Source organism: Bradyrhizobium sp. UFLA06-24 (assembly GCF_054967145.1).
Genome location: NZ_JADFUE010000044.1, coordinates 18203 through 44874, shown reverse-complemented (window position 1 = coordinate 44874; position 26672 = coordinate 18203). Strand labels below are relative to the sequence as shown.

22 protein-coding genes and 1 pseudogene are annotated in these 26672 nt (G+C 64.7%); 18 read left to right on the top strand and 5 right to left on the bottom strand.

From position 1 onward, the window contains the following. The 3 genes from IF809_RS27780 to IF809_RS27770 form a co-directional block, all read right to left on the bottom strand. Complete coding sequence (locus tag IF809_RS27780; RefSeq protein ID WP_462839108.1) at positions 1-1395, bottom strand: ABC transporter substrate-binding protein; 1395 nt, start codon at positions 1393-1395, stop codon at positions 1-3. A gap of 221 nt (positions 1396-1616) precedes the next feature. Then, the gene (locus tag IF809_RS27775) at positions 1617-2351 is read right to left on the bottom strand and encodes an SDR family NAD(P)-dependent oxidoreductase (protein WP_462839107.1); all 735 of its coding nucleotides are present in this window, start codon (positions 2349-2351) and stop codon (positions 1617-1619) included. Positions 2352-2361: 10 nt separating this feature from the next. Continuing rightward, positions 2362-3414 (bottom strand): LacI family DNA-binding transcriptional regulator, encoded by a 1053-nt coding sequence (locus IF809_RS27770; RefSeq protein WP_462839106.1) that lies wholly within the window; start codon positions 3412-3414, stop codon positions 2362-2364. Positions 3415-3605: 191 nt separating this feature from the next. On the opposite strand from IF809_RS27770, the gene IF809_RS27765 reads away from it, so the two are divergent. From IF809_RS27765 to IF809_RS27735, 7 genes are all read left to right on the top strand, one after another. Then, positions 3606-4904 (top strand): ABC transporter substrate-binding protein, encoded by a 1299-nt coding sequence (locus IF809_RS27765; protein ID WP_462839105.1) that lies wholly within the window; start codon positions 3606-3608, stop codon positions 4902-4904. 68 nt (positions 4905-4972) lie between these two features. Beyond that, positions 4973-5851, top strand: a complete 879-nt coding sequence (locus tag IF809_RS27760; RefSeq protein ID WP_462839104.1) for a carbohydrate ABC transporter permease — start codon at positions 4973-4975, stop codon at positions 5849-5851. A gap of 4 nt (positions 5852-5855) precedes the next feature. Continuing rightward, positions 5856-6683, top strand: coding sequence for a carbohydrate ABC transporter permease (locus IF809_RS27755; RefSeq protein ID WP_462839103.1), 828 nt, complete (start codon positions 5856-5858; stop codon positions 6681-6683). A 7-nt stretch (positions 6684-6690) separates the two neighbouring features. Then, positions 6691-7695 (top strand): zinc-dependent alcohol dehydrogenase family protein, encoded by a 1005-nt coding sequence (locus tag IF809_RS27750; protein ID WP_462839102.1) that lies wholly within the window; start codon positions 6691-6693, stop codon positions 7693-7695. 5 nt (positions 7696-7700) lie between these two features. Further along, complete coding sequence (locus tag IF809_RS27745) at positions 7701-8774, top strand: ABC transporter ATP-binding protein (protein WP_462839101.1); 1074 nt, start codon at positions 7701-7703, stop codon at positions 8772-8774. Further along, on the top strand, positions 8771-9730 hold the full coding sequence (locus IF809_RS27740) for a sugar kinase (RefSeq protein WP_462839100.1): 960 nt from the start codon (positions 8771-8773) through the stop codon (positions 9728-9730). Before IF809_RS27745 ends, IF809_RS27740 begins: the two co-directional genes overlap by 4 nt. Beyond that, positions 9727-10764 (top strand): tagatose 1,6-diphosphate aldolase, encoded by a 1038-nt coding sequence (locus IF809_RS27735; protein WP_462839099.1) that lies wholly within the window; start codon positions 9727-9729, stop codon positions 10762-10764. The genes IF809_RS27740 and IF809_RS27735 overlap by 4 nt, the downstream gene beginning before the upstream one ends. 167 nt (positions 10765-10931) lie before the next feature. On the opposite strand, the gene IF809_RS27730 is transcribed toward IF809_RS27735, so the two are convergent. Then, on the bottom strand, positions 10932-11972 hold the full coding sequence (locus IF809_RS27730) for a Bug family tripartite tricarboxylate transporter substrate binding protein (protein WP_462839098.1): 1041 nt from the start codon (positions 11970-11972) through the stop codon (positions 10932-10934). Positions 11973-12184: 212 nt separating this feature from the next. Then, positions 12185-13156 (bottom strand): LysR family transcriptional regulator, encoded by a 972-nt coding sequence (locus IF809_RS27725; protein ID WP_462839118.1) that lies wholly within the window; start codon positions 13154-13156, stop codon positions 12185-12187. A 164-nt stretch (positions 13157-13320) separates the two neighbouring features. Between IF809_RS27725 and IF809_RS27720 the strand changes: the two genes are divergently transcribed. The 11 genes and pseudogenes from IF809_RS27720 (at position 13321) to IF809_RS27670 (ending at position 26370) form a co-directional block, all read left to right on the top strand. Continuing rightward, entirely contained in the window at positions 13321-13941 is a 621-nt protein-coding gene (locus tag IF809_RS27720; RefSeq protein ID WP_462839097.1) for a UbiX family flavin prenyltransferase, read from the top strand. 25 nt (positions 13942-13966) lie between these two features. Further along, positions 13967-15388: a UbiD family decarboxylase gene (locus IF809_RS27715; RefSeq protein WP_462839096.1), complete on the top strand. Its 1422-nt coding sequence runs from the start codon at positions 13967-13969 to the stop codon at positions 15386-15388. A gap of 127 nt (positions 15389-15515) precedes the next feature. Further along, positions 15516-16355: a helix-turn-helix transcriptional regulator gene (locus IF809_RS27710; protein WP_462839095.1), complete on the top strand. Its 840-nt coding sequence runs from the start codon at positions 15516-15518 to the stop codon at positions 16353-16355. A gap of 144 nt (positions 16356-16499) precedes the next feature. After that, positions 16500-19508: a xanthine dehydrogenase family protein molybdopterin-binding subunit gene (locus IF809_RS27705; RefSeq protein ID WP_462839094.1), complete on the top strand. Its 3009-nt coding sequence runs from the start codon at positions 16500-16502 to the stop codon at positions 19506-19508. Next, positions 19505-20320 (top strand): FAD binding domain-containing protein, encoded by an 816-nt coding sequence (locus IF809_RS27700; RefSeq protein ID WP_247279447.1) that lies wholly within the window; start codon positions 19505-19507, stop codon positions 20318-20320. Before IF809_RS27705 ends, IF809_RS27700 begins: the two co-directional genes overlap by 4 nt. Continuing rightward, positions 20317-20835: a (2Fe-2S)-binding protein gene (locus IF809_RS27695; protein ID WP_462839093.1), complete on the top strand. Its 519-nt coding sequence runs from the start codon at positions 20317-20319 to the stop codon at positions 20833-20835. The genes IF809_RS27700 and IF809_RS27695 overlap by 4 nt, the downstream gene beginning before the upstream one ends. Then, positions 20828-22372 (top strand): AMP-binding protein, encoded by a 1545-nt coding sequence (locus IF809_RS27690; RefSeq protein ID WP_462839092.1) that lies wholly within the window; start codon positions 20828-20830, stop codon positions 22370-22372. Before IF809_RS27695 ends, IF809_RS27690 begins: the two co-directional genes overlap by 8 nt. Positions 22373-22401: 29 nt before the next feature. Next, on the top strand, positions 22402-23208 hold the full coding sequence (locus IF809_RS27685; RefSeq protein WP_462839091.1) for an enoyl-CoA hydratase/isomerase family protein: 807 nt from the start codon (positions 22402-22404) through the stop codon (positions 23206-23208). A 73-nt stretch (positions 23209-23281) separates the two neighbouring features. After that, entirely contained in the window at positions 23282-24613 is a 1332-nt protein-coding gene (locus IF809_RS27680; protein WP_462839090.1) for an MFS transporter, read from the top strand. Between the two features lie 60 nt (positions 24614-24673). Beyond that, a pseudogene (locus tag IF809_RS27675) lies at positions 24674-25036 on the top strand (GMC family oxidoreductase N-terminal domain-containing protein); the annotation flags it as partial. Positions 25037-25185: 149 nt separating this feature from the next. After that, positions 25186-26370, top strand: a complete 1185-nt coding sequence (locus IF809_RS27670; protein WP_462839089.1) for a GMC family oxidoreductase — start codon at positions 25186-25188, stop codon at positions 26368-26370. Positions 26371-26672 lie beyond the last annotated feature (302 nt).

Below are 26672 nucleotides of genomic sequence, written 5' to 3'. Positions count from 1 at the left end.
TCAGCCGCGCATCATGGGTTCGATGCGGCGCTGCGCATCGTCCAGTGCGGCCTTGACCGTGGCCTGGCCGGAGAGGGCTGACTGGATCGCGGTCGCCATGGTGTCGCCGATCGCCGGCCATTGCGGCACGCGCGGACGCCAGTCGACGTCGGTGTCCTCCTGCAGGGCGCCCATCGTGGCCTCGACGAAGTTCTCGCCGAAGCCGTTCATCAGCTTGATGTAGTCGGGATCCTTCCACACCGAGGTTCGGTTGACGCCCGAGCGTTTGGTGGGGCCGGCGAACTTGTGCGCGGTGCGCGCCTGGGTCTCGGCGCTCGCGGCCCACTGGATGAACAGCCAAGTCGCTTTCCGCTTCTTCTCTGGCAGCGCGGAATTGATCGGGAAGCCCCAGTTCCAGATGGACGTGGTGCGCTTGCCCGAGGGGCCCTTGGGCCAGCGCGCATAGGCGACCTTGCCGATCACTTTGGACTTCTCGGGATTGTTGATGACCGAAGCCGACGAATGTGCGTCGATGTAGCTGGCGACGGTGCCTTGCGAGAATGCGTCGGCGATATCCGGCCAGTTCCAGTTGGCCGCCGCCGTCGGCGCGTACTTCTTCATGATGTCGACGTACCAGGCGAGCGCCGCCTCTGCCTCGGGGCCGTTAACGGTGAGCTTGCCGCCCTTCATCCACTCGCCGCCGAACTCGCGGAAGATCGACGGATAGATGTACATGTTCTGGCCGGCGCCGGCGATGCCGCGAAGTGCTGCGCCCCAGACGCGATCATTCGGCGTGTTCAGCGCCGCAGCGTTTGCCATATAGACCTCTAAAGTGTCGGCCGGCTTCAGGCCCTTCGCGTCGTAGAGGTCCTTGCGATAAACCTGGATGGTGACTTCGCCATCATAGGGCATGCCGTAGAGCTTGCCGTCGATGCCGTTGGCGCTGCGCCAGGCCGGGATGATGTCGTCGAGCTTGAACCAGGCCTGATCGGTCAGCGTCTTGTCGTTGAGATAGGTGTCGAGCGGCTCGACCCATTTGTTCGCGGCGTAGAGCGCGTAATACATGGGGTCCGCGGCGTGGGTCGCGTAGGTGCCGGTCTTCGAGGTCAGGTCGATGACGCTCTTTTGCCGGATCTGCGCAGGCGGAATCTTCTCGAAACGGACGTCGATGCCGGTGAGCGCCTTGAACTGCGGCGCCAGCGTGATCAGGTTTTCGAAATAGCTCGCCGGGATGACCGCAACCGTGATGGTCTCGCCGGAGACCTGCTGCCAGTCGATCTGCGCGGATTTGTAGGGTGCGAGGTCGGCGTCCTGTGCGGACGCGTGCCGCAGGATGCCAGGCCCAAACGTCGCCAGAGCCGCAGCCGCGGTTCCGGTTTTGAGTAGCGTTCGTCGCGTCGGCTTGAATGACGTCATGCTGTCCTCCCGAAAATCCGGATTTATACTTCCGGTTAGTTAGGACATTTGCCCAAATGTTATAACAAGTCAACCGCGGCAAAGTCGCCGCGCGCCGTGCCGTTGGAACGCGTCATCGCGCAGGCCCGGAACTCGGGGCGCGCGTTCCCGACGAGGGTGGTTCGAAGGTGACGATGCGTCGCTAGGCGAGCCGACTTACGGCCGCGGATGATCGCGCGACGTCAGCCGGCGAGAAATCCACCGTCGACAGCAACGACAGTGCCGGTCGCATATTGCGACGCCGGCATACAGAGGAACGCAACCGCGCCGGCGATGTCTTCCGGGCGTCCCCAACGTTTGAACGCGGTGCGGTCGGCTATCCGCTGGTAATGCGCAAGGTCGGTGCGGCCCGCGGCGTTGATCGCGGTTTCGATATAGCCGGGCGCAACCGCATTGACGCGAATGCCGTCCTCGGCCCATTTCAAGGCCAGCGCCTTGGTCAGCATCACGACGCCGCCCTTGCTCGCGCAATAGGCGGGGATTCGCGGCAGCGCGAGCGTCGCATTCATCGAGGCGATGTTGACGATCGAGCCCTTGGTCTCCGCGAGCAGCGCACGGAACGCCATGCATGTCCGGAACGTGCCGGTGAGGTTGACGTCGAGCACCTTCATAAACGTGTCGATCTCGAATTCCTTGTCGCGCGCCAGGATGCCGGCGCAATTGACCAGTGCGTCGACGCGCTTGTGGCTTCCGGCGAACGACGTGACGGCCGCATCGTCGGTGACATCAAGCGTCGCCAGCGTCAGGCCGCCGCGCGGCTTGAGCAGCGTGCGGGCGAGGTCAGCCTCGTTGGCGCCGGTCGCCGTGACTGTCGCGCCGAGATCGCAGAACTGGTTGCTGATCGCCGCGCCAATGTCGCCGGCGCCGCCGATCACGACGGCACGGAATCCGGGGGCGAAAGAAAAATTCGAAGTCATCGGCCATGCCTCACGTCAGGGATGTCGGCGGTGGAGCCGTCGATTCGCGGACCACGAGCGAGAAGTCGATCTCGCGGTGCATGATGGTCTGCTCGCCGGCGAGGCTGCGCACCAGATATTCGCCGGCGCGCTGCCAGGTTTCTCCGGTCGGAACATGGATCGTGGTCAGGCTCGGCCGCAAATGCCGGCTCCAGTCGAGGTCGTCGAAACCGACCACTGACAGGTCGCGCGGCACGGCGAATCCGTCGCGTTCCGCCTCGAGCAATACGCCATAGGCGATGACGTCGTTGCCGCACACCACGGCTGTCGGACGGTCTTTCAGGTTCAGGAGATAGCGTGCCGCCTCGCGGGCGTCGTCGAGCGTGTATGGCACCTCGACATGCCATTGCGGAGGTAGCTCGAGTCCGTTTTCGGCGAGTGCGCGACGAAAGCCGACGACGCGGGCGCTGGCGCGGTCGTTGTTGCGCTGGAGCGCCGAGACGATGCCGATGCGGCGATGGCCGAGCTCGATGACGTGCGCGGCGGCGCGATGGGCGGCGGCTTCGTTGTCGGTGCCGACGCAGGGGTAGGGCCGGTCGGGCTGGTAGATGCCGACGTTGATGAAGGGGACTTTGTTGTCGGCAAGCAGCTTGCGCAGTCCGTCGTGATGGCAATCGCCGCGCAGCACGAGGCCGTCGACGCCGCGGCCGATCAGGTTGCGCGCCTGCTGCAACTCGACATCGAGATCGTAGCCGCTCGTGGTGAGGAACAGCATGTAGCCGACCGACGACAGATATTGCTGCAGCGAAGCGATCCCGCGCGCGAACATCGTGTTGTCGATGGTCGGTACGATCGCTCCCAGGGTGCGCGAGCGCCGCGAGGAGAGAATGCGCGCCGGCGCATGCGGGATGTAGCCGAGCGCATCGATGGCCTGTTCGATGCGCACACGCAGCGACGGGCTCACCGCATCCGGATTGTTGAGAGCGCGCGAGACCGAGGCGGTCGAAACGCCGGCGCGGGCCGCCACGGCGCGGATGCCCTGTTTCACGGATTTGTTAGCAGCCTTGGGGTTGGTCAATCGCATGTATGTAACGTTACATATCGCGGCGCGAGCGGTGTGGTAGCGGCTTCACCGCAAATCTGCCGCAGATTGTGTGGCTTGTCCATCGCTTGACATGCCGGATGTGGGGTCTATTTTGTAACCGTTTTCAAGTTGCGTTCAAACGTGTCAAAATGGTCCGCCGGCTCAAGGCGGCCAGCCGGGAGGAGAGTTCGATGAAAGCCAGGATGCTCGCGACCCACGTCGCGCTGCCCGTTCTCGTCATTGCCGTCAGCGCGCAGGCGCAGGCTGCCGATTTCGACTGGATGAAGTTCAAGGGCAAGACCGTCACCTTTCTCGCCAACAACAATCCGGTGTCCAAGGCGCTGCTGACTTACAAGGCCGATTTCGAGAAGCTGACCGGCATGACCCTGAAGGTCGACGCCTATCAGGAACAGCAGATGCGCCAGCGTCTGGTCACGGTCATGAATGCGAACAGCGACGAGGTCGACGTGTTCATGACGCTGCCCTCGCGCGAGGGCGAGCAGTTCGCCGCCGCCGGCTGGTATGGCGATCTCACCACCATGGCCAAGAACGAGGTCGCCAAGGACTATGATCCGACCGGGCTGAGCCAGGCATTGCTCAAGGCCGCGACCTTCGGCGGCAAGCTGACCAGCATTCCAATGAACATCGAGGGCCCGATCTTCTACTACCGCACCGACATCTTCAAGAAGTGTGGCCTCGAAGCGCCCAAGACCATCAAGGACGTCGAAGCCGCTGCCGAGAAGATCAAGATCTGCGACAGCGCGGTGACGCCGTTCGTCTCGCGCGGTCTCAAGCCCGCGGTGGCCTATACGTTTAGCAACATGCTGCACAATATCGGCGGCACGTACATCGCCAATGGCAAGTCGAATCTCTGCTCGGCCAAGGGCAAGGAAGCGCTCGACACCTATAGCCGGCTGCTGCGCGACTTCGGCCCGCCCGGCGTCGTCAATTACAGCTTTCAGCAGATTTCGGCGCTGTATCGCAGCGGCCGCGCCGCCATGGCCTTCGAATCCTCCAACGAGCTGCGCACCGTGATGGACGGCGGCGCGCGGCTGAAGGACACTGGCCTGCTGCCGTTCCCCGCGGGCGAGGCCGGCCAGGTGCCGACCACGATCGGCTGGGGCATGGCGGTGTCCTCGCACAGCAAGCAGCCGGATGCGGCCTGGTACTTCGTGCAATGGGCGACCAGCCCCGAAGTGCAGAAGAAGATGGCACTCCAGGGCATCGCCCCGCCGCGCCCGTCGGTCGCCAAGCATCCTGAATACCGCAAGTGGATCGACGAGGAGCCGGTCCGCAAGGAATGGCAGGCCGCGCTCGACGTGCTCGCCACCAAGGGGTCCTCCGAGGTCGGCTATCCCATCGTCGCCAATCCCGAATCGCGCGAGTTCATTGGCCAGGCGGTGCAGGACCTCATCCTGAAGCAGAAGCCGATCGATCAGGCCTGTGCCGACGCCGACAAGGCGCTCGATGCATTGATCGCCCAGAAGTAACGGCCTCACGCCGGCAGGCTTGCGGCCTGCCGGCTCTTCACGCCCAGAGAAAAGGACGCATGTCGGACATGGCTGCGACACTCACGCAGGACCGGCAGAAGCTGGAGATGGCGGCGCTTTCGGCGCCGGCCGTGCTGTTCACGGTCGCGATGATCGCGTTTCCGGTCATCTATACGATTTGGCTCGGTTTCCAGACGTTTTCGTCGACCGGCAAGCAATCCTTCGCGGGTCTCGCCAACTATTCGAAGCTGATCTCCGACTACGAATTCTGGCACGGGCTGTGGATCACCATCGCGCTGTTCGTGCTGTCGCTGGTGCTGCAGCTCGTTTTCGGCATCTGGCTCGCGCTGGTGCTGTTCCATGCCAAGCGTCTGCCGGGCATCGTGCGCTCGCTTTTCATCTCGCCCTTCATGATGCCGCCTGTCGTGGCCGGGATGATGTGGCTGGTGATCCTCGACCCCTCGCTGGGCGCGGCCAACTACGTCCTGCAATCGTTCGGCCTGCCCCCGTCGGACTGGCTGGCCTCGCCGACATGGGTGATTCCGACCGTGGCGCTGATCGACAGCTGGCAGTGGACGCCCTACGTCGCCCTGATCGTGCTGGGTGGACTGCAATCGCTGCCGCCGAGCGTCTACGAGGCCGCGCAGATCGACGGTGCGTCCCCGTTCAAGACGTTCCAGCGCATCACGCTGCCGCTATTGCTGCCGACCATTGTCACCGCGGCGATCCTGCGCAGCGTCGATCTCCTGAGATTCTTTGACATCATCTACATCACCACCCAGGGCGGCCCGGGTAACGCCTCGAATACGCTCAATATCTACGGCTTCCGGGTCGGCTTCGAATTCTTCAATATCGGCTATGCCAGCGCCTTGATGCTCACGCTGACCGCGATCGTGTTCGGCGCCGTGCTCGCCTTCAATCGCCTGCGCGGCGCAGTGGCGTGGTGATGTCATGAACGATGCCGCCAACACCGACCGCTGGATACGCTGGCTCAACACGGTGCAGCTCGTGCTGGCCGGCTTGCTTATCATGGCACCGACGGTCTGGATGGTGCTGTCCTCGTTCAAGCCGTCGTTCGAGGTCACCGCCTATCCGCCGACGCTGATCTTTACGCCGACATTGGACAACTATGTCGAACTGACGAGGACCACGCCGTTCCTGAGCTATGCCGCCAACAGCCTCATCGTCACCGTCGGCTCGACCGCGCTCGGGCTGCTGTTCGGGATTCCTGCCGCCTTCGCGGTGTCTTGGACCCGGATCACGTGGCCGGCGATCCTGACGCTCGCGGCGCGCATGGCGCCCGGAACGCTGTTCCTCCTGCCTTGGTACGTGATGTTCCGGCAAATCGGCATGATCGGCTCCTATACCGCGCTGATCCTCAGCCATGCCGTCATCACGCTGCCGATCGTGATCTGGGTGCTGCTGCCGTCGTTCGACGCTATTCCGCGCAGCGTGTTCGAGGCGGCACAGGTGGATGGATGCAGCGTCACGCGCATCCTCTGGCGCATCGCGATGCCGCTGGTGGCGTCGGGCATCGCTGTCGCGGCGATCCTCGCCTTCGTGTTCTCGTGGAACTACTTCCTGTTTGCGCTGGTGCTCTCCAATGGCGACACCAAGACGCTGATCGCGGCGGCCTTCAACTTCATTGGCGAAGGCTCGACGCAATGGGGCGCTCTCATGGCGGCTGCGACGCTCATCGCGTTGCCGCCGCTGGTGCTGGCTGCCTTGGTTCAGCGCTGGCTGGTGTCAGGACTGACGCTCGGCGCGGTGAAAGGCTAGGTATCTGATGAACGAATCCCCCCGTCCGAATTCGATCATGCAGGCCGCGGTCTTCCACGGCAACGACCGCATCACTATCGAGCACGTCGCGATTCCCGATGTCGGCTCCGGCGAGGTGCTGGTCCGCGTCTCGCGCACCGCGCTGTGCGGCTCGGACTTCAAGCTCTGGCACAAGGGCGCCGAGTTCACCGCCGGGCACGAGATCTTCGGTGTCGTCGAGCAGCCCGGCCACCGGCTGCATGGCTGCCGCTGCGCCGTTTACATCCCCTTGCATTGCGGTCACTGCGCCGCCTGCAAGCGTGGCGACACCCAGATGTGCCTGGAGGTTTCCAGCCTGATCGGCTGGAACCGGCCCGGCGGCTATGCGGAATATGTGCCCGTGCCGGAGAACTGTCTGCTGCCGGTGCCTGACGACATTGAGGACAGTCTCGCGCCGCTGTTGCTCGATACCATCGGCACCTCCGGGCACGCCGTGCGCTTCGTCAGCCGCGTGGTGCCAGCGAATGAGGCCGGAGCTGTTCTCGTCATGGGAGCTGGGCCTGTCGGCCTCGGCGTCGTCCTGGCGCTTCGCGCGCTCGGCTACGAGGACATCTATGTCGCCGATCCCAATGCATCGCGATTGAAAATCGCCCAGTCTTTCGGTGCCAAAGCACATCCCGTCGGCGATACGTCCAAGCGATTTGCGCTCATCATGGAATGCTCCGGCGCCCATGCGGCGCGCAATCTCGGCATCGAGTTGGTCCTGCCGCGCGGCGCCCTGGTGCTGGTCGGCGAAAACGCGGCGCCTTGGACCATCGAAGAGGGCAAGGTGTTCCGCCGCAAGGACTTCTACATGATCCGGACCTTCTATTTCCCGGTCGCGGATTTCGAGCCGAATGTCGAGCTGCTGCGCAAATACAAGGACGAATACCGCGTCCTCGTCGATGGCGAGTTTGGCCTCTCGGCGCTGCCCGAGAATTTCGCACGCTTTGCAAAGGGTGAGCTGATCAAGCCCGTGCTGGCGCTGGACTGACGATCATGGCCTCGATCTCGATCCGCAACCTTACCAAGCGGTACGGCAATTTCACCGTGATCCCCGATCTCAATCTCGAGATCGCGGACCACGAATTCGTGGTTTTCGTCGGCCCATCCGGTTGCGGCAAGTCGACCCTGCTCCGGATCATCGCGGGTCTCGAGCCGATTTCCTCCGGAGACCTCTACATCGGCGATACCCGCGTCAACGGTGTGCAGGCGGCCGAGCGCGACATCGCGATGGTGTTCCAGGACTACGCGCTCTATCCGCACATGCGGGTTTACGACAACATGTCGTTTGCGCTGGAGCTTCGCGGGGTGCCAAAGGCGGAGATCGACGCGCGGGTGAGGCGCGCGGCGGCGCTCTTGCACATCGGGCCGTATCTCGACCGCAAGCCGAAAGAGCTCTCCGGCGGCCAGCGCCAGCGCGTCGCCATGGGGCGTGCGATCGTGCGCAATCCCAAGGCCTTCCTGTTTGACGAGCCGCTATCCAATCTCGACGCCAAGCTGCGCGGGCAGGTGCGCGCCGAGATCAAGGCGCTGTCGCAAGAGCTCAAGACCACCATGGTCTTCGTGACCCACGACCAGATCGAGGCCATGACCATGGCCGATCGCATCGTGGTGCTTCAGAGCGGCACGATCCAGCAATACGACACGCCGGAGACGGTCTACGAGCGGCCCGCCAACCAGTTCGTTGCCGGCTTCATCGGTTCGCCGGCGATGAATTTCTTTCCGGTCGAATGGCGCGGGCAGGCAGCGATCCTCTCGCAAGGCGGAACGACGGTGCCGCTGGACAGCGAGACCGCGGACCGCCTGCGCCAGGTCGGCAGCGCCGTGCTCGGCGTTCGCCCCGAGCATTTCGCCGTCGCCGCCGATGCGGCCGACGGCATCGCCATCGACGTCAGGCTGGTCGAGCCGCTAGGCTCGGATACGCTGATCCATTTCGATCTCGCCGGCGGCTCCGCCATCGCGCGGGTCGATCCGGCGCTGCGTCCGAAGGTCGGCGACCGCATCACGCTGCGACCGCAATCCGGCAAGACGCATTTGTTCGATGCCACAAGTGGACAGGTCGTGCGGTGAGCGCATTGGTCAACATCGGGCATCTGTCGGCGCTCGCGGACGTCGCGTCCAAGGCGAGGCCCTTGCACGTGATCTGTCTCGGGTTGTCGGCGCTCGACCAGGTCTGGCGCGTCGATCGGCCGTTCGCGGGCGGAAGCGAGAAGATCAAGGCCATCGAATACGGCACGCTCGGCGGTGGTATGGCGGCCAATGCGAGCATCGCGGTGGCGAAGCTCGGCGCGTCCGTCGCATTCTGGGGCCGGGCAGGGGACGACGCTGCCGGTCATGAGATGACATCGGCTTTCACTGCCCAAGGCGTCGACGTCGAGAATTTCCGGCTGTTTCCTGGCGGCCGTTCGTCGGTCTCCGGAATCATCGTCGACAGCTCCGGCGAACGGCAGATCGTCAACTTTCGCGGCCTTTTTCCGGAAGCCGCGAGCTGGCTCCCGCTCGAGGCCGTGGCGCAGGCGTCCTCCGTGCTGGCCGACCCGCGCTGGGTCGAGGGCGCCGCGACGCTGTTCAGGGAAGCGCGCGCATGCGGCATTCCGACGGTGCTCGACGGCGACATGGCCGACGCCGAGGTGTTCGAGCGGCTGCTGCCGCTGACCGACCATGCGATCTTTTCCGAGCCTGCACTGACGGCTTTTGCCGGCTCCGCTGACGACAAATCCCTGGCGGGCCTTGCGCGCTTCGGCTGCCGCGTCGTCGCCGTAACGCGCGGCGAGGGCGGCGTGAGCTGGTACGAGGACGGACAGCTACACCAGCAGGCCGCCTACGCGGTCGACGTCGTCGACACCACAGGCGCGGGCGACGTCTTTCACGGCGCTTATGCGCTCGCGATCGGCGCCGGTCTCGATGTGCGCGCTGCCATGGCGTTTTCGGCGGCGACCGCCGCCATGAAATGCCGTCACGCCGGCGGCCGCAATGGAATCCCCGATATCAACGAGTGTCTTGTATTCATGAGGACGAAGCCATGAGAACGATTGGAAAGAACCGCGGCCTGGCACGGCTCGCTGACGCCGATGGCCACTTTCGCATGGTCGCGCTTGATCAGCGGCCACCTTTGTTCGATGCCATCGCGAAAGCCAAAGGCATTACGCGGGAGCAGGTAGAATATTCCGACGTCACGGCGGCGAAACGCCTGCTCGTGGAGAACCTCGCGCCGCACTGCAGCTCGATGCTGTTCGATCCGAATTTCGCGGTGCCCGCGGCGATCGATCTCTTGCCGCCGCGCTGCGGCCTGATCATGACGCTGGAGGAACATCGCGTCGAGGAGACCGCGGGTGGCCGCAAGTCGCGTGTGATCACCAATTGGAGCGTCGAAAAAATCCGCGCCATGGGCGGCGACGCCGTCAAGGTGCTGGCCTGGTATCGTCCGGACGCCGATGCGGCGGTGAACGAGCATCAGAAGAAGTTCGTGCGTGAGATCGGCGATGATTGTGCCCGCCACGACATTCCCTACGTGCTCGAACTGCTGGTCTATCCGTTTCTCGGCAGTGCCAATCACACCGCCGACTACGTGGAATCGCCGGGCAAGCTGCCTGGCCTCGTCATCGACAGCGTGCGCGAGTTCGCCAAGCCGGAGTACGGCGTCGATCTCCTCAAGCTGGAGAGCCCGCTTGCGGCCAACAGCCTGCCGGCCCGAGACGGCAGCGCGGCAGCAAAGGCCGCGCAGAGGGAATTCGATTCGATCGGCGACATCTGCCGCGGCCGCAACATCCCCTGGGTGCTGTTGTCGGGCGGGGCCGCGCCGGAGAAGTTCGAGCGTGTTCTCGACTACTCCTACGCCGCCGGCGCAAGCGGTTTTCTCGCTGGCCGCACCATCTGGCTGGACGCCGTCCTGAACAATTTCCCGGACCGCGCGGCAGTGTCGGCGAGCCTTCGCAAGGATGGCCTCGGCGTGCTGGAGCGTCTCAACAAGCTGACCACCGCCAAGGGCACGCCGTGGAAGGCGCGCTTTCCGGTGTTTACCGACATCAAGCAGGAAGGTGACTTCGCGCGTTCCTACTAAGATGGTGGCGGCTCCACTTCGGTTGCGGGCGAGATTGGCGCCGCACCGAAGTTCTGGCCGCGCTAGCGAGCGTTGATCCCGATCGGTACATGAATTCCGCGTGCAGGGTATTGTTGCGCATTAGAGCGCGCAGAACAGCCAGAGCCACGAGAAGCGAAGCCTCGGAGTCACATCGGCTCGATGCCAATCTTCTTGATGATCCTCGCCCATTTCGCGGCTTCCGAGGCCATAAAGTCCTTGAGGGCTTGCGGGTCCATCACCAGCGGCTCGGCGCCCTGTTCGACGAAGAGGGCGCGCACTTTCGGATCGTTCACGGCTACGACCATCGCTTTATACAGCCTTTCGACGACGGGTTTCTCGGTATTCGCCGGCCCAAGCAGCGCGAGCCAGGCCGCGCTCTCGTAGTCCTTAAGACCGGCCTCAGCCGCGGTCGGCACATCCGGCAGTGCCGTCATGCGCTTGTCGTTGGCAACCGCGAGCGGACGCGCATCACCGCTTTTGATGAGTCCGAGGACGTTCGGCAGAAGTTGGAAGCCGAGCGGGACCTGTCCGGCGATGAAGTCCGGCGTGTAGGCGGCGATGTTGCGGTAGGGCACGTGCGTCAGTTCGGTACCGGTGAGCTGCTCGAAGTAGGCGGCTGCCAGATGCTGCGAGGAGCCGACGCCGACCGTCCCGTAGTTCAGCTCGCGCGGATGCGCCTTGGCGTAGTCGATCAGCTCGGCCAGAGATTTCGGCGGCAGTTTTGAGTTGATCACGATGACATTCGGCAGCGTCGCGAACAGGCCGATCGGGGCGAGATCCTTCAGTGGATCGTAGGGGAGGTCCTTGTAGAGCGACTTGTTCGCGGCCAGCGGACCGGAGGTGCTCATCAGCAAGGTGTAACCGTCAGGCGATGCATGAGCCGCCGCGGCGGTACCGATATTGCCGCCGGCGCCAGGACGGTTGTCGACCACGAAGGCCTGCCCGAGCGATGTGGACATTCGGTTGAGAAGGATGCGCGTGACGACGTCGCTGGCGCTCCCGCCGGCAAAGGGCACGAGCACCTGCACCGGCCGGGCGGGATAGTCCTGTGCTCGTGCAGGACGAAGTCCGGTAGCGGCGAGCACAGCGCCCGCGCCGAACGACAGCAGGGACCTGCGCTTGAGGTGAAAGCCGTTGGCGCATGGCGCCGTGCTGTCCGTGATCTTGCTGCGACCGAACGGTGTCATCCCGAACTGGACCTCCCGACTGTGTCTTGTTCTGCAAGACCTGAAATCGTCCGGGACAGGAGTCGTCGGGGATGAGCGCCAGGTTCGCGAGTTTCTGCGCCTGGACCGTAGTTAGCAGGCCATCGCGGCCGTCATGCCGGCTGGTCTCAAAACTTACCAACGCGTCTCATTTTGCAGCGGGCGCGACATCTTGTCCGTGCGGAATTCTGCATTCAGGAGATCGGTTTTCGCCTCGGTTTCCTGCGCGCGTTGCGTGAAGGCGAAGTTGCGTTGCGCGATGCGGGCTCCACGAACCCGCTCGCCACGGCGGCGGCCTGCGCAAGATCCTGGCTGATGACATCGAGCACGGCCTTGGCCGCGACCGACACGGCGCGCCTGGGGTGATGCACCCAGGCAATCGAGCGCACGATCCTCTGCTCGTCGAAGCGATGCGCCCGGATGCTGCCGCTGGCGAGCGGTTGCCGGAGGGCAATGGTCGGCAGCACCGTCGCGAAATCGGTAGTCGCGATCACGTCGCAGAGCGCGGGCAGGGTGTCGAGCTCCAGGCGTGGCCGCAGGTCAATTCCGATTGCGGCGGCATGCTCGTCGAGGATCAGGCGCAAGCCGTGGCGCTTCGACGGCAGCACGAGATCGACCTTGGCGATGTGGTCGAAGCGTAGTTTTGCAGGCGGCCTGATCGGGCCGTCCTTCCGGCAGGCGAACACCATCTCTTCGTCCATGACGTGGTGCGCAGCTAACGGCGTCTTGCGGCGCGGCACGTTGATCAGCGCGAAATCGAGCTGGCCGGCGCTGACCCAGTCGACCAGCGTTTCGGTATAGCCCTCGCAGACCGACAGCGTGATCTCGGGATAGCGGCTGGCGACGGTCGCCGACGACCTCGCCATCGTGCTCTGCGCCACCGACGTGATGAGGCCGACCGAGACGCGGCCCGAGATGCGCCCGCCGAGTTGGGCCATCTCCTGTCGGGCATATTCGGCATCGCGCACGATCGGCGCCGTCAGCCGCACCAGCGCTTCGCCGGCGCTGGTCAGAGTCATGCCCTGGACGTTGCGGTCGAACAGTTTCTGGCCGAGCTCGGCCTCGAGCTTGGCGATCTGCATGCTCAGCGCCGGCTGCACGATGTTGAGCTGGCGCGCAGCCTTTGTGACGTTCTTCTCCTCGGCCAGGCACAGGAAATATTGCATTTGCCTGAGTTCCACGGGGCTGTCCTTCGTTCGCCGGTCCTGTCCTTGGCTATCATTTCAGATGATTGATGACATAATCAATCATTATTTGTTCTGATGGATGCGATTGCCTAGTTTGGTTATGGACCGCGAGGACGCGTGCCCGAGGGAGCGAAACCAGACCTATGCAGGACTCAACGCCCAAGCGGATGATCATCGGCATTTCCGGCGCCTCCGGCGTCACCTATGGCGTGCGCCTGCTCCAGCTCCTGCGCAATGCCGGCGTCGAGACGCATCTGGTGATGTCGAAGACCGCCGAGCTGACCTTTGCCTACGAGACCGATCTGAAGATCGCGGAGGTGAGGGATCTCGCCAATGTCTGCCATGGGATCGACGACATGGCGTCCGCCATCTCCAGCGGCTCGTTCCGGACCGCCGGCATGATCGTGGCGCCGTGCTCGATGCGCTCGATGTCCGAGATCGCCTCCGGCGTGACCACGACGCTTTTGACCCGCGCCGCCGACGTCGTGCTCAAGGAGCGCCGGCGCCTGGTGCTGATGGTGCGCGAGACCCCGCTGCACACCGGGCATCTCAGAACGATGACGGCGCTCTCCGAGATGGGCGCGATCATCGCACCGCCGGTGCCGGCCTTCTACGGCAAGCCCGAGAACCTCGAAGACATGGTGGAGCACACCGTCGGCCGCGTGCTCGACCTGTTCGACATCGATATCGGCGTCGTGCGCCGCTGGGGCGAGGACGAGGCGCTCAAGCGTCGCCCGCCGCAGCTGCGCAAGATCGCGCCCTGACCGTTAGACGCTAAGGATAAAGTTCATGCAAATGGAAAATCCGGCCACGAAGAGCGCCACGGCGCAAGCCGATCTGCGCGGCTGGCTCGCTTACCTCGCTGAACGCGGCAAGCTCGCGATTGCTCGCGAGGGCATTGGCCTCGCCGATGAGCTCGCTGCCGTCGCCAAACGGCTGGAGCGCGACAGCGCCGTGCTGTTTCCGCGCCCCGACGGGCACGAGATTCCCGTTGTCGCCAACCTGTTCGCCGGCCGCGACTGGGTGGCCGATTCCATCGGTGTGACCGAGGACCAGTTGTTGCCGGAGTTCCTCGCTGCCGCGAACCATCCGTTGCCGACGCATGAGGTGCCTACCGGGCCGGTGCAGGACGTCGTCCACGAAGACGTCGATCTGCTCCGCCAGCTTCCGGTGCCCAAGCATAATGAGCGCGACAGCGGTCCCTATATCACGGCCGGCCTGCTGATCGCGCGCAATCCCAAGACGGGCGTTCAGAACGTCTCGATCCATCGTTGTCAGATCAGCAGCAGGAACCGCATCGGCGTGTTGCTACTGCCGCGGCATACTTTCTCCTATTATCGTCTCGCCGAAGAGCTAGGCCAGGCGCTGGAGATCGCGATCGTGATCGGCGCGCATCCGGCCTTGATGCTGGCCTCGCAGGCGATCGCCGCGCTGGACGAGGACGAGATGGCGATTGCCGGTGCGCTGTTAGGTGCGCCCGTCGATGTCGTTAAGTGCCGGACCAATTCAGTCCGCGTGCCTGCCCATGCGGAGATCGTGATCGAGGGGCGTATTCTCCAGGGCGTGCGTGAGCCCGAGGGCCCGTTCGGCGAATTCCCTCAATATTACGGTCCGCGCGCCAATCGCGAAGTGATCGAGGTCGATGCGATCACGCATCGCGCCAAGCCGATCTTCCACACCATCGTCGGCGGCGGTTTCGAACATCTCATCCTCGGCGGCGTGCCGCGTGAGGCGACGCTGCTGCAGCATCTGCGCCGCAGCTTTCCTAATGTGCTCGACGTCCGCCTGACGCGCGGCGGCACCTGCCGCTATCATGTCGCGATCATGATTGACAAGGCCAATGACGGTGAGCCCAAGAACATCATGATGTGCGCCTTCGGCGCGCATTACGACATCAAGCAGGTGATCGTGGTGGACAAGGATGTCGACATCTCCTCGTCCGACGAGATCGAATGGGCGGTGGCTACGCGCTTCCAAGCCGACCGCGACCTCATGGTTGTCGCCGGTGCGCTCGGCTCGAAGCTCGATCCGACCACCGACAACGGCATCGGCGCCAAGATGGGGCTCGATGCGACCGCGCCGGTCAGCGCGCCCGAGCTCGCCTTCAAGCGCATCCGCGTCAAGGGCGAGGAGGACGTCGATCTCGCCACCGCGTTGCAGGCCGACCCCAGTGCAGCGGTCGCGCGTCTGCTTGCGGAGGCGCGCGCATGAGCGGAGGACCACCCGCCTGCAACTTGCGTCTTTGTGCGCGGTTGGAATATGAAGCGGGTGCCGCTAATAATGCCGTGCCAATGAAGCGATCATTTTGCAGCGCAATGCTGCCGGGAGGATGGAACTGATGTCGACGGCCCTGCGCATCGCTCATGGCGCTTTCGGCAGGGTCGCTCTGCTCGACATGGACCGTTCGCTGGTCCGCCACGCTCATCATCATTGCCACGTCCTGCTCAAGGTCGAGGGTGCCGACACGCATTTCATGGTCGGTGACCAGGTCACGCCGCTGACGGATACCGCTGCCGTGCTGGTCGACGGCTGGAAGCCGCACGCCTATGTGCACGACGCCAATCGCCCGCGCACCCTCATCATGGCGCTCTATATCGAGCCGGAATGGCTGAAGGAGTTCCGCCCTGGCTGGGCCGCGAGCGGTGCGCCGGGCTTTTTCGAGCGGCCCTCGGGCGAGGTCTCGCCGCGCATCCGCCAGCTCACGCTGCATCTGGCGGCCGAAATGATGGCGAATCCGGATGCGGTGCGAACCCATGAGCAGACGCTGTCCGATCTCATGATCGCGGTAATCGAGCGTTTCACGCCGTGGCGGAGCTTTCCGATTTCGATCCGCGGCATGAGCGCGGTGAGCTGCGACTGGCGCATCCGCCGTGCCATGGACGCGATGCGGGTGCAGGATTCCTACGCCAATGTCGATCATTTTGTGAAGGGTGCCGGGCTCTCGCGCGCGCAGTTCTTCCGTCTGTTCGAGACCTCGCTCGGCGTCTCGCCGAAACTTTATCTCAACGTCGTCCGCATGGAGCGGGCGCTTGATGCCGTGATGCGCGAGGATACGCCGCTCGGCGAGCTCAGTGAGCGTTTTGGCTTTCCGGAACCAGCGCATTTCACGCGCTTCTTCCGCGATCACGCCGGCGTCAGCCCGCGCGAGTTTCGCAACGTCTCGCGTCTCGCTGGTTGATTCCCGCAGGTGATATTTTGCGCTGCACGCGCGCGAATGAGACGATTTGGTAAGTCGTGAGAGCGGGCGGTATGGCCCGCGCATCCCCTGTCCTGACATCTGTCACCGTCGCGTCAAAGAGCGCGTTGGGAGGTATGCCGGGACATGGTGCGGGCCGCGGTTCAATCCGCAAATTCAGATCAGAGTGACAGGCCGTGGGTCGCGCGTTCGATCGAGCGCGTCGAGGACGCCGCGCTGCTTTCCGGCCGCGGCCGCTTCATCGACGATCTCGGCGTTGCGCCCGGCACGTTGCACGCGACGATTTTGCGTTCGCCGCACGCGCATGCCGATATTCTCTCGATTGACGCTGAAGCCGCCAGGCGCCTGCCGGGCGTCGCCGCGGTCCTGACCGGCAGCGACGTCAAGGCCGTCACCACGAGCCTCGTCGTCGGCGTCAAGGCGCCGGTCGAGTGCTGGCCCATTGCAATGGATCGCGTGCGCTATGTCGGCGAGCCCGTCGCGGTGGTCGTGGCCACCGATCGCGCCCGTGCCGAAGACGCAGCCGAACTCGTCAGCGTCGACTATCGCCCGCGCGGTGCCGTGGTCGATCCGCTTGGTGCGCTCGCATCCGGCGCGCCCGTGCTGCATGATGGCTTTCCCGGCAATCTCGCCAGCGAGCGGACCTTCCGCTACGGCGATCCCGAGAAGGCTTTTGCGGAGGCGCCGCATCGCTTCTCCATCGACATCCGCTATCCCCGCAACTCCTGCACGCCAATCGAGACCTATGGCGTCGTCGCCTCGCACGATGCCGGCGAGGATGCTTACGAAGTTCTCGCCAATTTCCAGGGCCCGTTCAGCATCCACACCGTGATTGCGCGTGCGCTGAAGGTGCCGGGCAATCGGCTACGGCTGCGCACGCCGCCGGACTCCGGCGGCAGTTTTGGCGTCAAGCAGGGCGTTTTCCCTTACATCGTGCTGATCGCGGCTGCCGCGCGCGTCACGGGAAAGCCGGTGAAATGGATCGAGGATCGGCTCGAACATCTCACCGCCTCGGTCTCGGCAACCAATCGCGCGACGACATTGTCGGCCGCGGTCGCAAGCGACGGAAAAATCCTCGCGCTCGACTGGGATCAGGTCGAGGACTGCGGCGCGCATCTGCGCGCGCCCGAGCCGGCGACGCTCTACCGCATGCACGGCAATCTGACCGGCGCCTACGACATAAGCCACGTCAAGATCCGCAACCGTGTCGTCGTCACCAACAAGACGCCGACCGGCCTCAACCGCGGCTTTGGCGGCCCGCAGGTCTATTTCGCGCTGGAGCGATTGGTTCAGAGGATCGCGATAGGGCTCAAGCTCGATCCGCTCGATGTGATCAAGCGCAATCTGATCGTTTCAGGCGCATTTCCCTATCGCACCGCGACCGGCGCGCTGCTCGATTCCGGCAATTACCAGGAAGCCGTCGCGCGCGCGGTCGAGCAGGGCAGGCTCGCCGAACTCAAAGCAAAGCGCGACGCGGCGCGCGCGCAGGGACGTCTCTACGGCATCGGCTTCACCGCGGTGGTCGAGCCCAGCGTCTCCAACATGGGCTACATCACCACCGTGCTGACGGCGGCCGAGCGCCGCAAGGCAGGTCCCAAGAACGGCGCGCAGGCAACCGCGACGGTCGGCCTCGATCCGGTCGGCAGCGTCACGGTTCATGTCGCCTCGGTGCCGCAAGGGCAGGGCCATCGCACCGTGCTGTCACAGGTCGTCGCCGATGTGTTTGGCCTCCAGCCGAATGACATCCGCGTCAACACCGAGATCGACACCGCCAAGGACGCCTGGTCGATCGCATCGGGCAATTACGCCAGCCGCTTTGCGGCGGCGGTGGCGGGCACCACAAAGCTCGCGGCCGAGCGCGTCGCCAGCAGGCTCGCCCGCATCGCCGCCAGCCAGCTTAACGTCGAAGCCGCCGACATCGTCTTCGCGAAGGGCTTCGTCGCCTCGAAGCATAATCCGGAGAACCGCATTGCGTTCTCGCGCGTGGCCGCGCTCAGCCACTGGTCGCCTGGCTCGCTGCCTGACGATGCCGGCCAGACCATCCGCGAGACCGTGTTCTGGACGCCGCCAGAGCTGACGCCGCCCGACGAGGACGACCGTATCAACTCCTCGCTCTGCCACGGCTTCATCTTCGATTTCTGCGGCGTCGAGATCGATCCCGTCACCATGGAGACGCGGATCGACCGCTACGTCACCATGCACGATTGCGGCACCATCTTGCATCCCGGCATGGTCAACGGCCAGATCCGCGGCGGCTTTACCCAGGCGCTCGGTGCCGCGCTGCTCGAGGAATATGCCTACGCTGAAGACGGCAGTTTTCTGACGGGAACGCTCGCCGACTATTTGCTGCCGACCACGACAGAGGTGCCGGAGCCCGAGATCTTCCACATGGAGACGCCGTCGCCGTTCACGCCGCTTGGCTCGAAGGGCGTCGGTGAAGGAAACTGCATGTCGACGCCGGTGTGCCTCGCCAATGCGGTGGCGGATGCGCTCGGCGTGGACGACCTCACTTTGCCGCTGGTGCCGGCGCGGCTTGCCGAACTGGTGCGCGGTGCCGAGCCGCCGCCGCCGCCCGCTGGCGGTGCGACTGCTGCGCCGGTGTGCGATGGTGACCGGCGACTGCGCGGTGAGGGGCAGGCCTCGGTGAAGGGCGCGCCAGAGCAGGTCTGGGCGATGCTGCTCGATCCCGCCACGTTGCAATCGGTCATTCCCGGCTGCCAGAGCGTCGACAGGATCACCGACACGCATTTCCGCGCCGACGTCACGCTCGGCATCGGCCCCGTCAGCGGCCGCTATCGCGCCGATGTCCAGCTGTTTGATCTCGATCCGCCACGCGCGGTCACCCTGCGCGGCGGCGCCACCGGCGCGCTCGGCTTCGGTAATGCCGAAGGACGCATCACGCTCGCGCCCGACGGCAATGGCGGAACCAGGCTGACCTTCAGCTATGACGCTGCGATCGGCGGCAAGGTCGCCAGCATCGGCGGCCGTCTGCTCGATGGCGCGACGCGCGTGATCATCAGCCAGTTCTTCACCGCGCTTGCTCGTAAAGCCGGCGGTGGTGGCGAGGAGGGCGGCGGCTTCTCGTTGTTCGCCGTGTTGGCGAAGCTCGCCAGCCTGTTCGGGGGGCGCCGATGAAGCCGCCCGCATTCGACTATCTCCGCGCCGAGAGCGTTGGCGATGTCCTCGAAGGCCTCGCGCAGCAGGGCGGCGATGCCCGCGTGCTCGCCGGCGGGCAGTCGTTGATGGCGATGCTCAACATGCGCCTCGCCAAGCCAAAGCTGCTGATCGACATCATGCGGCTCAGGGAGCTGCGTCAGATGGAGCGGAAGGGCGATGCCGTCGTCATCGGCGCCGGGGTGCGCCAGGCCGATCTGCTGGCATGGCCTGATCTGGCCGAAACGCTGCCGCTGGTGTCACTGGCGCTGCCTTGGGTCGGGCACGTGCAGACCCGCAGCCGCGGCACGATCTGCGGCTCGCTCGCACATGCCGATCCCAGCGCCGAGATGCCGCTCGCGCTGGTCGCGCTTGGCGGCGAAGTGTTTTTGCGCAACGCCAAGCGACGGCGCCGGGTCGCTGCCAAAGACTTCTTTGCCGGCATGATGCTGACCGCGCGTGCCGATGACGAGCTGATCGAGGGCATCTCGCTGCCTGTGGTCAAAGGAGCGCGCGTCGCCTTCCGCGAGGTCGCGCGCCGTCACGGCGATTTTGCCATCGTCGCCTGCGCCGCGATGAAAACGTCAACGGGCGTGCGCCTCGCTGTTGGTGGTGTCGCCGACGTGCCAACCGCGCGCGACTGGCCGCGGCTGGAGGGCAGCGCGCTCGACGATGCGCTGAATGCCTTCGCCTACGAACTCGGCGCCCGCGATGACGTCCACGCCACCGCGCGTTACCGCCGCGACCTCGTGCGCAGGATCGGCCGCGACCTGATCGGCGAGGTGCTGCAATGACCCGTCTCAAGGCCGATCAGCGCCATGCGGTTCGCTTCACGCTCAACGGCAAGCCGGTCGAGGCAGAAGCCGAGCCGCGCATGCTGCTGTCTGACTTCCTGCGTCACCAGTTGGGTGCGACCGGCACCCATGTCGGCTGCGAGCACGGCGTCTGCGGTGCCTGCACAATCGTCGTCGACGGCATGCTGACGCGCTCTTGTCTTACGCTCGCGGCTCAGGTCGAGGGTTGCGAGCTGGAGACGGTAGAAGGGCTCGCACCTTCTGCCGACCGGCTCGGCGTGCTGCAGCAAGCCTTTCGCCGCAACCACGCGCTCCAGTGCGGCTTCTGCACCGCCGGCATATTGATGTCGCTCGATCATTACCTCGCGAAGAACCCGGCGCGGACGGAGGTCGAGATCCGCGATCTCCTCAGCGGGCATATCTGCCGCTGCACCGGCTACACCCCGATCGTCCAGGCGGCGTTAGATGCCGCTGCTGAGCTTGCTTCATCCAAAAAAGAGACGTCGAATGCTTGATCTCGCCAGGAGCTTTATCGCCAGTGCCGCGCGCGATCCCCACGCGATTGGCCTGGTCGACGGCGACCTCCGTCTGACTTACCGGCAATGGTACGACAAGATCTCCGCGCTCGTGGCCTCGTTCGACCGTCTCGGCCTCAAGCCGGGCGACCACGTAGTCACGCTGCTGCAGAACCGCTGGGAAGCGGCGACGCTGCACTGGGCGTGCCAGTTCGCCGGCCTCGTGATCACGCCGATCAACTGGCGCGCCAAGGCGGATGAGCTCGATTACTGCATCGAGAACGCCGAAGCTTGCGCGATCGTCTATCAGGACATTTCCGCTGAGGCGGTGCAGGGCTCGGCGCTGGCGGGCAAGCTGCTGCGCGTGTCCGTCGATCCCGGCACCAACGAGGCGACGAGCTTTGCCGATTTGATCAAATACAGTGCGCCGGACGCCGCGCCGCGTGTCGGCACCGACGCCTGGTCGATCATGCTCTATACGTCAGGCACGACCTCGCGCCCCAAGGGCGTGCCGCGCCGGCATCGCGCCGAACGCGCCGCGGCGATCGCCCATGTCGCGCAAAATCTCTACGGCCGCGGCGAGCGCACGCTCGGCGTCATGCCGCTCTACCACACCATGGGCGTCCGCTCGCTGCTGGCGATGTCGCTGATCGGCGGCACGTTCATCTGCCTGCCGCGCTATGACAGTCACCAGGCCCTGGCGCTGATCGAGCAGGAAGCGATCACCAACCTCTATCTTGTGCCCACGCTCTATCATGACCTCGTCCATCACGAGGCCTTTGCCAAAACTGACGTCTCCAGCGTGCGCAAGCTCGGCTTTGCCGGCGCCTCGATGACCGATGGTTTGCTGAAGAAGCTCAACGAGGCGTTCAAGCCGGAGTTGTTCGTCAATCACTACGGCAGCTCCGAGATCTACACCTTCACGATCGACCAGAACGCCGCTGCAAAACCCGGCTCGGCCGGCAAGGCCGGGCTGAACCAGCACGTCAAGGTCGTGCGTATCGGCGCGAAGTCGATCGCGGATCTCGCCGCCGTCGGCGAGGAGGGCGAGATCATCGCGACCCTCGCCGGCGACGAAGCTTTCGAAGGTTATTGGCGCCGCCCCGAGGCCGACGCCAAATCGCTGCGGGAGGGCTGGTACTTTACCGGCGATACCGGCCTCATTGATCCCGACGGCGATCTCTTCGTCACCGGCCGCGTCGACGACATGATCATCACCGGCGGCGAGAACGTCTCGCCGGTCGAGATCGAGAGCTGCCTGTCGCTGCATCCCGCTGTTGACGAGGTCGCGGTGGTCGGCGTCGCCGACGAGAAATGGGGCAAGGTCGTCGTCGCCTTCGTCAAGCGCAATCGCGCGGTGTCGGAAGGAGAGCTGGAACAGTTTTGCCGCACCTCTGGCCTTGCCAATTTCAAGCGGCCGCGCCGCTACGTCTTCGTCGATGCGATCCCGAAATCGCCGGTCGGCAAGCTGCTGCGGCGACTGCTCGTCGCTGGAGAATACGAGGCCGAGCGCCTGCCGCCGTCGGACGCGGCCTGATCATCAACCATCAACAGAAGGAAGACAACATGGCGTCACCCTATTCATTCACCGATCCCCGGCTCGCCAAGCTCGACGGGTTCAAGGTCGAGATCGACGAGGCGCGTGAGCGCGCCGACATCATCCTTGAGAGGCCGCCCTACAACGTCGTGGCGATGCCACAGCGCGACCAGCTGCGCCTGACTTTCGAGACGCTGGACGAGGATCCGCGCGTGCGCGTCATCGTGCTGCGCGGCGAGGGCGAGCACTTCTCCAGCGGCGGCAATATCGGCGGCTTCATGGAGGCGAGCCCGGAGCACGTCTCCAAGCTCGCCTGGAACATCGCCGCGCCCGCGCGCTGCGCCAAGCCCGTCATCGTCGCCAACCGCGGCTATTGCTTCGGCGTCGGCTTCGAGCTGTCGCTAGCCTGCGATTTCCGTATCGCCTCGGAGACCACGCAATACGCGTTGCCGGAGCAGAAGCTCGGCCAGATCCCGGGCTCGGGCGGCTCGGCGCGCCTTCAGAAGATGGTCGGCATCACCCGCACCAAGGACATCGTGATGCGCTCCAAGCGCATCTCGGCCAAGCAGGCCTATGACTGGGGAATCGCCACCGATTGCGTGCCGGATGCCGAGCTGGAGACGGCGACCGACAAGCTCGTCGATGAGCTCCGCACCTTCTCGCCGCTGGCGCAGCGCACCGCCAAGAAGCTCCTCAACGACACCGAGGATTCGACGCTCGCCATCGCCATCGAACTCGAAGGCCATTGCTACAGCCGCCTGCGGCAGTCGGAAGACTTCAAGGAAGGCGTCGAGGCCTTCAACGCCAAGCGTCCGCCGAAGTTCGCCGGCCGCTGAGACGCGACGAAACTGCCGCGGTTCGCAATGGTGCGAACCGCGGTGTCATTCAAAACGGGGGAGGTCAAACAACATGGCTGAGATGGATATGCCGGTCGCGGGTGCACAAGCGTCGGCCGATAACAAGCAGATGGTCAACGCGATCATCGCCTCGGTGCTCGGATGGGCACTCGATCTGTTCGATTTGTTCATTCTGCTCTACGTGGCGCCGGTTGTCGGCGCGCTGTTCTTTCCGTCGAGCAATCCGGCACTGTCGCTGGCCGCGGTCTACGGCTCGTTCGCCGTCACGTTGCTGATGCGGCCGCTCGGCTCGGCGATCTTCGGCCATTATGCCGACGTGCACGGCCGCAAGCAGGCGATGCTTATCGCCATCATCGGCGTCGGCGTCAGCACGGCGGCGTTCGGCCTGCTGCCGACCATCGCGCAGGTCGGTGTGATCGCGCCGGTCATCTTCCTGATCCTGCGCCTGGTGCAGGGCATCTTCGTCGGCGGCGTCGTGGCGTCCACCCACACTATCGGGACCGAGTCCGTGCCGCCGCAATGGCGCGGTGCGATGTCCGGTCTGGTCGGCGGCGGCGGTGCCGGCATCGGCGCGCTGCTGGCGTCCTTCATCTTCCTGATCACGTCCTCGGTCTTCGCCGGTGATGCCTTCGCGGTGTGGGGCTGGCGCTTCATGTTCTTTTCGGGACTGCTGAGCTCGCTACTCGGCTGGTTCATCTTCCGCAACCTCGAGGAGTCGCCATACTTCAAGGAGCTCAAGCGCCAGCAGGGCAACAAGCAGGCGAAAGTCTCGAAAGCGCCGGTCAAGGACGTGTTCTCCGGCCAATATCGCAGCGTGCTGCTGGTCAATCTGCTCATCACCTTCGGTGGCGGCGCGGGCTACTACCTGACCTCGGGCTATCTGCCGAGCTTCCTGAAGGTCATCAACGCGGTCCCGAATCAGACCTCGTCGCTGATCCTGATGGGCGCGAGCGTGTCGGCGTTCTCCTCCGCGGTGCTCGTCGGCGCGCTCAGTGACCAGATCGGCCGCAAGAAGACGTTTTTGCTGATCGGCGTGCTGGCTGCGGTATTGCTGCCGCTGTGCTATCTCAATCTCGCAGCGACGACGGACACGACGCAGATCACGCTCTATGCGCTGGCCATCGCCTTCATCGGCAATGCCGGTTACGCCCCGGTGCTGATCTTCCTCAACGAACGTTTTCCAACGGCGCTGCGCGCGAGCGGCACCGGCCTGTCCTGGAATATCGGCTTTGCGCTGGGCGGCATGATGCCGACCTTCGTCTCGCTGGTAAGCGGCAGCCCCGCGGAGATTCCGATGTCGCTGGCCTACTTCGCGGTCGGTGTGTTCGTGATCTATCTGATCGGTTCGATCGTGATCCCCGAGACCAAAGGCGACTTCCGCTGAAGCAAACCGGCGCGGCCACGACGGCCGCGCCGATCCATCGCATTGCACGACGAGACAGGAATGGATGAGCTGCATTTCGACGATGTGATCGTCGGCGGCGGGTCGGCGGGCTGCGTGCTCGCCAATCGGCTTTCCGCGGATGGGGGGCGTCGCGTGCTTCTGATCGAAGCCGGGATGGATACGCCGCCGGAGGCGACGCCGCCCGAAATCCTCGACAGCTATCCGATGACGCTGTTCTTCGGCGACACGTACATCTGGCGCGGCCTGTCGGCGGCGGCCGGCCGTAATGCCGAAGGCAAGCCTGTTATCCGCGCCTATGAGCAGGGACGGGTGATGGGCGGCGGCTCCAGCATCAACGTGCAGTCGGCCAATCGCGGCCTCCCGCGCGACTATGATGAATGGCGCGATCTCGGTGCGCGGGGCTGGGGCTGGGCGGATGTGCTGCCATATTTCCTCAAGCTAGAATCCGATCTCGATTTCGACGGACCGCTGCACGGCAGCACGGTCCAATCCCGATCCGACGCATCGCGCGCGAAGCGATGCCGCCGTTCGGCCACGCCGTCGGCGAGGCGTTGTCCGCAACTGGCCTGCCATTCCGAAAGGACCAGAACGGCGAGTTCGAGGACGGCATTTTTCCGCCGGCGTTTTCGAACCGCAATGACCAGCGTGTCTCCACGGCCGCCGGCTACCTCGATGCGGCGACGCGGGCGCGGCCGAATCTGACCATCTGGGCCGACAGCGAGGTCGAGCAACTTCGGCTTGACGGCCGCCGCGCAACGGGTGTGATGGTCGCTCGCGGCAGCGAGCGGCTCACCGTCGGTGCCCGCCGCGTAATCCTCACGGCAGGCGCGCTGCAATCGCCGGCGATCCTGATGCGGGCGGGCATCGGCCCCGGTGCGGCGCTGCAAGCTCTGGGCATCCCCGTGGCGATCGATTTGCCCGCGGTCGGCAGCAATCTGCGCGACCATCCCGCGCTGACGTTCTGCCAATACCTGCCGAGGCAGCTACGGCTGCCGCTGACCCGGCGGCGCCCAAACTTTGCCGCGATGCGCTTCTCCTCCAAACATCGAGGCTGCGATGCTTCCGATATGTACATCACGGCCTCGGCGCGCGGAGGCTGGCACGCGCTGGGCACGCGGCTCGGTCTCTATTTCCTCTGGTGCAACCGGCCGTATTCGAGCGGATCGCTGAAGCTGGCGACGCCCGATCCCGAGACTTTTCCGGTTGTCGATTTCAACCTGTTGTCCGATCCGCGTGATCTCGAACGGATGATTGCGTCCGTCCGCCTGCTTGCGAGCCTGGTCGTCCATCCCGCGGTCAATCCTGAGGCCGGTGATTTCTTCCCGGCCTCGTATTCCCCGCGCATCAAGCGGCTGAGCCGGTATGGCACGGTCAATCGCATTGTCGCATCCATCCTCGGGCCGATGCTCGACGTGCCTGCGGTCCTCCGGCAACTCCTGATCCGGCTGGTCCTGCTCAACGGCACCGCCTTTCGGGCGACGCTGGCGGACGACCGTGCCCTTGAAGCCTTTGTGCGGCAGAGCATGTTCGGCGTCTGGCACCCCGTGGGGACATGCCGCATGGGCGATTCCGCCGACCCCACGGCGGTAGTCGATCCCGAGGGCAGGGTGATCGGCAGCGACAATATTTTCGTGGCGGATGCCTCGATTATGCCGCGGTTGCCGACGGCCAATACCAACATCCCCGTGATCATGGCGGCCGAGAAGATCAGCGATGCGCTTTTGCCCCGAAGTTAGAGTGGGATGCCCCGACCGCAGGCGCGCGCAAGGATGGCCGAAATTGCCCGACACGTCACCGAACTTCCGGATCAGTTAGACTGGACACCGACCGAAGCTGACTATCAATGGGGTTGTGCGCCAATGACCGCTGACGGTATCGGCTGACAGTCGGTCAAAGCCCAAGAGGAGTCCGTTTCGGCTTAGTGTACGTCTATGTTCGTCGACTGATACCGATAGTTGCTGAAAGTGCCGCCCCTCAGAGCCTCGGAAATTTTCCTGTGAATTCAAGACCAAAAATTTGGGGCGGGTATACCGTCGGC